The sequence below is a fragment of the Vibrio sp. V39_P1S14PM300 genome, from assembly GCF_009904765.1.
Classification (GTDB): Bacteria; Pseudomonadota; Gammaproteobacteria; order Enterobacterales; family Vibrionaceae; genus Vibrio; species Vibrio proteolyticus.
Genome location: NZ_WXWP01000235.1, coordinates 1 through 8,269, shown reverse-complemented (window position 1 = coordinate 8,269; position 8,269 = coordinate 1). Strand labels below are relative to the sequence as shown.

The 8,269-nt window shown below is 48.0% G+C and carries 7 protein-coding genes; 4 read left to right on the top strand and 3 right to left on the bottom strand.

Annotation, left to right across the window (positions count from 1 at the left end; all coding sequences use genetic code 11):
• Positions 1-192: 192 nt before the first annotated feature.
• Positions 193-1,083, bottom strand: coding sequence for an AraC family transcriptional regulator (locus CAG65_RS11835; protein WP_021705252.1), 891 nt, complete (start codon positions 1,081-1,083; stop codon positions 193-195).
• Positions 1,084-1,240: 157 nt separating this feature from the next.
• Between CAG65_RS11835 and CAG65_RS11830 the strand changes: the two genes are divergently transcribed.
• Positions 1,241-2,389: an iron-containing alcohol dehydrogenase gene (locus CAG65_RS11830; RefSeq protein WP_021705251.1), complete on the top strand. Its 1,149-nt coding sequence runs from the start codon at positions 1,241-1,243 to the stop codon at positions 2,387-2,389.
• A 101-nt stretch (positions 2,390-2,490) separates the two neighbouring features.
• A complete protein-coding gene (locus tag CAG65_RS11825; RefSeq protein WP_161453763.1) occupies positions 2,491-3,135 on the top strand; it encodes a lysoplasmalogenase in 645 nt (214 codons plus the stop codon).
• Here the strand turns inward: CAG65_RS11825 and CAG65_RS11820 are convergent.
• Together CAG65_RS11820 and torS are read right to left on the bottom strand one after the other, a co-directional pair.
• Entirely contained in the window at positions 3,113-3,652 is a 540-nt protein-coding gene (locus CAG65_RS11820; RefSeq protein WP_021705249.1) for a GNAT family N-acetyltransferase, read from the bottom strand. The two genes, CAG65_RS11825 and CAG65_RS11820, sit on opposite strands and share 23 nt — an antisense overlap.
• Positions 3,653-3,664: 12 nt before the next feature.
• On the bottom strand, positions 3,665-6,547 hold the full coding sequence (gene torS, locus CAG65_RS11815; protein WP_161453762.1) for a TMAO reductase system sensor histidine kinase/response regulator TorS: 2,883 nt from the start codon (positions 6,545-6,547) through the stop codon (positions 3,665-3,667).
• 80 nt (positions 6,548-6,627) lie between these two features.
• Here torS and torT point away from each other — a divergent pair, with 80 nt between their 5' ends.
• Positions 6,628-7,650, top strand: coding sequence for a TMAO reductase system periplasmic protein TorT (torT, locus tag CAG65_RS11810; protein WP_161453761.1), 1,023 nt, complete (start codon positions 6,628-6,630; stop codon positions 7,648-7,650).
• Between the two features lie 17 nt (positions 7,651-7,667).
• A complete protein-coding gene (locus CAG65_RS11805) occupies positions 7,668-8,123 on the top strand; it encodes a methylglyoxal synthase (protein ID WP_161453760.1) in 456 nt (151 codons plus the stop codon).
• Positions 8,124-8,269: the final 146 nt, after the last annotated feature.

The following is an 8,269-nucleotide window of genomic DNA, read 5'->3' as shown; positions in this document are numbered from 1 at the left end:
ATTTGCATCGATAACTTATTTTCTTTTATTTTTAGCATCTAAAAAAAGCCCGCATTTCATGATGAAAATGCGGGCTATTGGAGCGAGATTGACTAGATCTCTATAGGGGTTAAGAGAATTATGCATCAAACCAAATTGTTAAAAAACAGTAAACAACCAACAGGTTAGTTTCCTCTTTATAAAAGTTGCGAGTCAGTTCGCTCTCACTCCACTTGGTGTCTCGTTGAAATGACGTTTGTACTCACGACTGAACTGCGACGAGCTGGTATAACCCACCAAACGTGCCGCATCATTCACACGACGTCCTTCAAAATGAATCAGTTCTCTGGCCTTATTGAGTCGCACCTTTTTGATGTATTGCAATGGTGATTCAAGCGTCACAGAGCGAAAAGCAGTGTGAAACGCGGAAATACTCATGCTTGCTTCTTCCGCTAACGCCTGAACCGTCAGTGTGGACGAATAATCTTTGTGAACTTTATTGAGCGCTTTGGCAACCCGTGCATAGGCCCCCTCATGCTGCGCCAGATCAAACAGCACGTACCCCTCTTCGCTGGTCAATGCGCGAAACACCATTTCCTCCAACAGTATTTCTCCCAACATTTCGGCCTCCAGATCATCACACAGTGCTTCCACCAGACGCTTGCAGGAACTCAGCATCCTGTCATTCATATGAACGGATCGTAAACCAGGCCCCTGTTTATGTCCCGTGCGCGGAGAGTGGCGATAACCAATAGCCTCAAGTTTGTTCACCATACGATGTAGCAGTTTAGGATCAATATCGATATTGAGTCCCAACAGCGGTTTACCATCCACGGCATGCGCTTCACACTCGAGCGGCATCGGAACTCCCACCACCAGATAGTCCTCTGGCCCGTAACACACGGGCACATTGCCGATATGTATATTCTTACATCCCTGGCCCAAAATAATGATGCCAGACTGATAAACAAATGGTGTGCGCTTATTGCCCGTGCTACTGCGATAAACCGTTACACCGCGAATCGCCGTCGGTGCAATTCCTTCCAGCTCATCAAGATGATGTTTGTCTATGTATACTTGCAGCAGTTGACCAAGACTTTTCATAACCCCCTCCCTATCGAACTGTACAATAGATTATCGAATTTGTAGAAATAGGCAATATAAATGGAGAAATTGGTATTTAAAGCTCCATCCTCAAGGACTAATATGCACACACTCCATTTCTGAAAATCCATTGCACACCATCAAAAAGGGGAAAGTAATGAACTTTACATACGTCAACCCAACACAAATCATATTCGGTCAGGGGCAAATTTCATCAGTCGCGACGACAATTCCTCAGCAACAAAAAGTCCTGGTTATTTATGGCGGTGGCTCGATTAAGAAAAACGGCGTTTACGATCAGGTTGTCGACGCCCTACAACATCATCAATGGACTGAATTTTCCGGGGTTGAGCCGAACCCAACCAAAGAAACTCTGGACAAAGCGGTAGCTATCGCAAAAGAACAAGCGATCGACTTTATCCTTGCCGTCGGCGGTGGATCCGTCATTGATGGTTCCAAGTACGTTGCGGCGGCGGCAAAGTATGACGGTGATGGCTGGGACATCATGACCCGGAAACACCAGGTGACGGAAGCCCTGCCGATTGGCGCTATCCTCACACTGCCAGCAACCGGTTCAGAATCCAACATGGGGGCGGTGATCACCAAAGCAGAGACCCACGATAAACTTCCGTTTATGTCTCCGGCGGTTCAGCCTAAGTTCGCCGTCATGGATCCAGATGTGATGAAAACCCTGCCTGAGCGTCAGTTGTTAAATGGTATCGTTGATGCCTGGGTTCATGTTTGTGAACAATACCTGACCATGACGGGTGATGCGATGGTTCAGGATGGCTACGCAGAGGTATTATTGCGTAACCTTAAAACTCTGGGTGAACAGTTCGACCAACGCGACAATGACACCTGGCGCGCCAATCTGATGTACTCCGCCAACCAAGCGCTCAATGGTTTGATCGGTAGTGGTGTGCCTCATGACTGGGCAACGCATATGATTGGCCATGAGTTAACCGCTCTGTGGGGCGTCGATCACGCACGCTCGCTAGCAATTATTCAACCATCGTTGTTGAGAAATCAGCTTGACGTGAAACGCGCCAAACTCGAACAGATGGGTCGCAATGTATTTGGACTGGCTCAATCCGCTCACCTAGCCGAGCAAACTATCGATGCCATAGAAGCCTTCTATCTTTCGTTGAACGTACCAACCAAACTGACGGAACATGGTGACGATAAAAACGCAGCCATCGAAGCGGTGATTTCCCAACTCGAAGCGCACGGTATGACCCAACTTGGTGAACATCAGGCAATCACGTTGCCCGTTTCGCGTAAGATCCTTGAAGAAGCCATCGCGTAAATTCAAATAAGTATGAATTATCAGTCGCTTTTAGCCACGTAAGCGATAAAATAAAAAGCAGTGTACAAAACGTACACTGCTTTTTTATTAACGGAGCACCTATGTGGCTGGCAATCGGACTCACAGCACTTATTCATATTCTATCTATTGATCGTGGCCCTAAATGGATCTTTTACCTGTCCAAACCAACACCCATAGTGTTGATGATGGCGGTTATCTTCCATTCCGATATTGCCTCACTGGGATACGCGCAGTGGATTCTTGCAGGCTTAGCTTTGTCCGCTATCGGGGATGTGTTTCTGATGCACCCTAAAGACAAATTCGTCCCCGGTTTGCTGAGCTTTTTACTGGCGCATATTGCCTATGCCATTGGGTTTTCTGAGTTTGCCAACCCGCAAATCACTCACTGGATGCCTATCTTGTTGCTGTGCAGCGGCGTGATCGTGTTTCTTTTCCTGCTGCCAAACCTTGGCAATATGGCCATTCCGGTGGCCTTCTATATCTTGGTCATCATGGTTATGACATGGTGCGCGATGGAATACTGGCACGACATTGGCAGTCAGTCAGCGAGCCTTGCCATGATGGGGGCGTTCATTTTCATGTTGTCTGATCTAGTGCTGGCGATTGACCGTTTCCGCTCAACCTCAAAATTTTCCCGCCACGTCATCATGGTTACATATTACACAGCACAAGCTTTAATTACGCTCTCTGCGGTCGCGCTTTCTACGCGGGTTCTGACGTTTTAACCAGGTAGCGATAAATTAAATCATCGTATAAAACGCCGCCAATTTGGTAGGCGTTTTTCTCTCTCTCAAATAACTTAAAGCCACATTTTTCCAACACCTTACGTGAAGCGATGTTGCCGTCTGTGACGATCGCCGAAATTTTTTCTACCGGGAAATTTTGCTCAACATGCCTGACTAAAGCCACCAACGACTCGGTGCCATAACCCAACCCGTGGGACTCCGGCAATAGCATATAGCCAATCTCGACATCCGCTTCGCCTTCTTCTGAAACGCATAATCCGGTTACGCCGATGGCTTTCCCAGACCATTGTTCACGAATAACCAGACACAACCAATGTTTTGATCCCCACTGCCAGACAGGCAAGCGTGACTCAAACCGACGGCGAATGTCTTCAACTTCCGGCTTATCAAATGCATATCGAATCACTTTCTCATCTTGATGAAGACGCTGAAACAATGCCCAGTCGTCCTTTGTTAACTGAGTCATAGATAGTCTGGCTGATTCAATATTGAGCATAAAATTCTCCGGTTATTGGGTATAGTCCTTGAGTGCCTGAGTTGACTGAACAAGCAATGCTTCCAGGCGGAAACGATTGACTGAATAGTCCTGGCATGCGGTTTTGCTGGCTTCGATATCACGACACAATGCCATCAGAGTGTTTAGACCCAGACTCGCCGCCGACCCTTTGAGTTTATGTGCCAGCGCTGTCACGCCATCCTGATCATGCCTGCAAGCGGACGCGTCCAGATAAGCAACGGTTTGTTTAGCTGTCGTCTCAAACATAGTGATGATTTCCTGAACTTTATCAAGTCCTAAAATACGAATATCAGAGTCAATCACCGAGGTATCCAATATTACATCATCATGGCTTTCATTGGGCGTGTTCTCAGCCCCTGCTGTTACGTAATTTCCTGCCAATGCTTGCTGGATAGAATTAGAAAGTTCATCTTTATCCAAGGGTTTGGGTAAGTACCCATCAAAGCCTGCTTCTAAGTAGGATTCCACCTCTTCACGAAACACATGTGCAGAAACAGCCACATACTTAGTGACAACGTCACTCGAAATGGACAAATCCATCTCACGCAGTTCTTTCAGCAACTCAACACCATTGATGTCCGGCAGGTTGATGTCTAGCAAGACGATATCAAAACGGTGAGCCACGAAGGCTTCTTTAGCCTGATGTCCATCTTCAGCCAGAGTCACGTCATGGCCAAGACTTGTCAAAAAGCCTTCAGCAACCAGACTGTTAACATCATTATCTTCTATCAGCAATACCGAAGCTTTCTTGTCCGCGCTATATGGCGTTTCCTGCTGTTGCTGAGAATGCCCCTGGGTCAGTGGAATGGTAAAGCCGAACCGACTTCCCTGACCCAGTTCCGATTCAACAAAAATCGCGCCGCCCATGGCCTCAACGATACGCTTACTAATGGCAAGACCTAATCCAGTTCCGCCTCTACTGGAGATACCACTTGACGCCTGGGTAAATGCGTCAAATAAGGTTCGTTGTTCTTCGGCTGAAATCCCTACCCCTGAGTCGCTAACATCAAACAATAACTGCCCTTGGTTATCTGGGTCTTCACTGATGTAAACGTCCACATAACCGTTTTCAGTAAATTTAATTGCGTTGCCAATCAAATTCGTCAGGACCTGGCTGATGCGTGTCCTATCCCCGAACCAATCATGAGCAAGTTCGGATTCCAATGTCACGGTCAACTCTAATCCTTTTTCTTCCGCTCGTCCTTTGTACAACTCGGCAACGTCAGTCACCATGCTGCGGAGATTAAAATCGTCTGGCCTAATTTCGAGATATCCGGCTTCAATTTTCGAATAGTCCAGGACGTCATTGAGGATAGCCAACAAGGTCTTGCCGCTGCGATTGATCACATCGACATAGTGACGTTGCTTCCGATCCAGCGAGGATTCCTGCAATAGACGCGCGGTACCCAATACCCCATTCATCGGCGTACGAATTTCGTGACTCATCGTGGCGAGAAACGCCGATTTTGCGCGGCTGGCCTGCTCCGCATCGGCTCTGGCCTTGGCGTGATTCGTCACTTCCTGATTCAACTGCTGATTGGCCTGCTGAAGCTGGCCGGTTCGTTCCGTTATCAACTCTTCCAGATGCTCTTTGTGTTGCAGCAGCTCTCGCTTTGCCTCCGCTTCACTTTCCGCCACGATCTTTAATGCCTGAGCGGTATTTCTGGCGGTGATAATCGCTCGTCCCATTTGCGCCAGTTCGTCATGCCCCTCAGCTTCAATATCCAATTTAAGCTGGCCTTTTGCGATGGATAACAACGCTTGCGAATACCGGTTCAAACGTTTAACCACTGAAATGTAAACCACTTTCCAGACAATGATGACCGCCGCCAACAGACCCGCTAACGTCAGCGCCAACAAAGCGATCTGAGCAAGCTGTAAGGTGCTTTTCAGTTCCGATATGGCTTGAGTTGTCGTCTGATTTGACGCATCCACCAATTGATTAACGGTGGTGTTAAGCGCTGAAAACTGCGCTAGCGTATCTTGCATTAATTGATGAAGTTGCTGCTCATTGTCATAGCGCTGCTGTAAAACATCAAACAACAGCTGCTTCTGTTCCAGTTGCCGCAACAATTGAACCATTTGCTGTGATCGAGTCGGATCCTCAACCGCCTTAACACGCCGCATCATGATAAGGAGGTTCTCAGAGAACGCCTGTCGAATGTGCTGAATGCGTGAAGCATCAGCCACAGTGCGAGTTTCCTCAATCTGATTGAGCATTTTAAACGCAAGCAGGTGCAATTCATGCAAACGTTCAGAAAGATCGAGATCGACTTCCACCAGCGCATCAAGGGCTTTATATGCTTCGGTGGTATTTTGCTTATCCAACAGATCATAGATGTGCGTAACATTGGCCACGGCAATAGTGCTGGTATTCAAAACCTGTGTGCGGGTCAGTTGCTCAAGCTCCAGGCCGATCTTACGCATCTCCTTCACTCGTTCATTCAGGTCTTCAGCAAGCTGAAGTTTTTCTTCCACCAACACTCCCAGGTTCGCCAGAGTATCAATGATGTTTTGCACATCGGCAGCCAGTTTATCGAGCAAACCGGCATCAAAATAATCGGAACCCAGCGCACCGATATGTTCAAGGAGAGTTTGAAGTTGGCTGAACAAAGCGTCGCCGGATTGTTGACGCTGCACCTCGGTTTTTGCATTTGACAATACCTGAACCGACGCGATAATCCGGGAGCTTAATTCCGCGACCTGACGCGCTTCGATCATTGCCGGGATCGCTGAATTCACCACGTTGCGCTCTGTTCTGGCGACCGATGAAAAGCCAAACATCCCAACTAAGGCTGAAGATAATACCAGCAGCGCCATAATCAAAAAGGCGAACAACAATTTCCGACCGATGCTGGCTCTGGCTAATAACATTCTGAAACTTCACTTCTTTACACAGCGGGAATACGCTATATTTTTGCAGTGTTTACACTGCTATGCCAACGAATTGATCAATGTCTCTGACTAAACGCTCCTTTTCTTTCGTCGTAGGATGTCTTTTTATCTTACCGTCTCTACCGGCGTCGGCGACCACCTCCTCAAACACCGCATTTAAAATGTGTGCGCTCTATCCGCATCTCAAAGATTCCTACTGGCTGTCGGTAAACTACGGAATGGTCGAGCAAGCGCAAAAACTGAATGTCGACCTACGTGTGCTGGAAGCGGGTGGCTATCCGAATGAGGCAAAACAGCAAGAGCACATTCGTTTATGCGTAAAATGGAAAGCCGACGCCATTCTTTTGGGGACTGTGGCACCTGATTTGTACCGCGATACCTTAACTCAGCTCGCAGGGTCGACGCCGATCTTTGCAACCGTCAATAAGCTCAACCTCAATGATGCTGCTGTATCAGCGCTGAAAGGAGAAGTTGGCGTAGACTGGTATTCGATGGGATTCCAGTCCGGCCAATACCTGGCAAAACAAGCGGCAACCAAAACAGACGCTCTTCGGGTATTGTTGCTGCCAGGGCCTCGCTCCAGTGGTGGAACCAAACCGGTAATCGAAGGTTTCTATCAGGCCATAAAAAAGAGCCGTATCGAGATCGTCGCCACCGAATGGGCAGACAACGATAAAGAGTTACAACGCAATTTTGTGCAAAAAGCCGTGGAAGACGGAGCTATTGATTATATAGTTGGTAGTGCCGTCGCCATAGAGGCCGCCATCAGTGAGCTACGAGCTGCCGAAAAAGTTGACGAAATTGGGTTGGTGTCCACCTATCTCAGTCATGGCGTCTATCGTGGTCTGTTGCGGCACAAAGTTGAATTTTCGCCGACAGATAAAATGGTCGAACAAGGCCGCTTGTCAGTGATGCAAGCTTATGATTATTTGAGCGGGAATCCATTCTCCCCCGTTCAGGCCCCCGACATCGCGCCCCTGACACCGGAGAATTTGGATGAGAGTGTGATCAGCGATTCGCTGTCCCCGTCCAAATACCGACCGGTATTCCGGGTCAAACCCGAATCGCGTGACACATATTAGGAAAGTTAGGACAAGACATGAAGAAAACCATACGTACAATGCCAGCCCACAAACATATTGCGTTGGTCGCACACGACAACTGCAAACCTGAACTACTGCGCTGGGTTGAAGAAAACAAAGAAAAGCTACAACGTCACTTCCTTTACGCAACGGGCACCACCGGCAGCATGCTGAGTAAAGAAACCGGGTTGGCGATAAAGAGCATGATCAGTGGTCCAATGGGCGGCGATCAGCAAATCGGTGCATTGATCTCTGAAGGGAAAATAGATGTGCTGATTTTCTTCTGGGATCCGCTGAATGCCGTACCTCATGATCCGGATGTAAAAGCACTCTTGCGTATTGCCAGTGTGTGGAACATTCCTGTGGCCACCAACCGAGCGTCGGCGAAGTTTGTTTTTTCCTCTTCTCTGCTCGAAGAAGAAGTCGATATTGAAGTGCCCGACTATCAAGCCTATTTAAGCGATCGTTCCTGATATAAACAAGCCCCGCGATGCGGGGCTTGTTTATTTCTATTTCTGTTTGATCACCGGGTAATCTCCGTCGAGTAACTCTTTGACAAAACTGGACCCGCTGGCCGAGTGCGTAATCCAGACTTTCTCTTTTGCCCGAGTCATTGCAA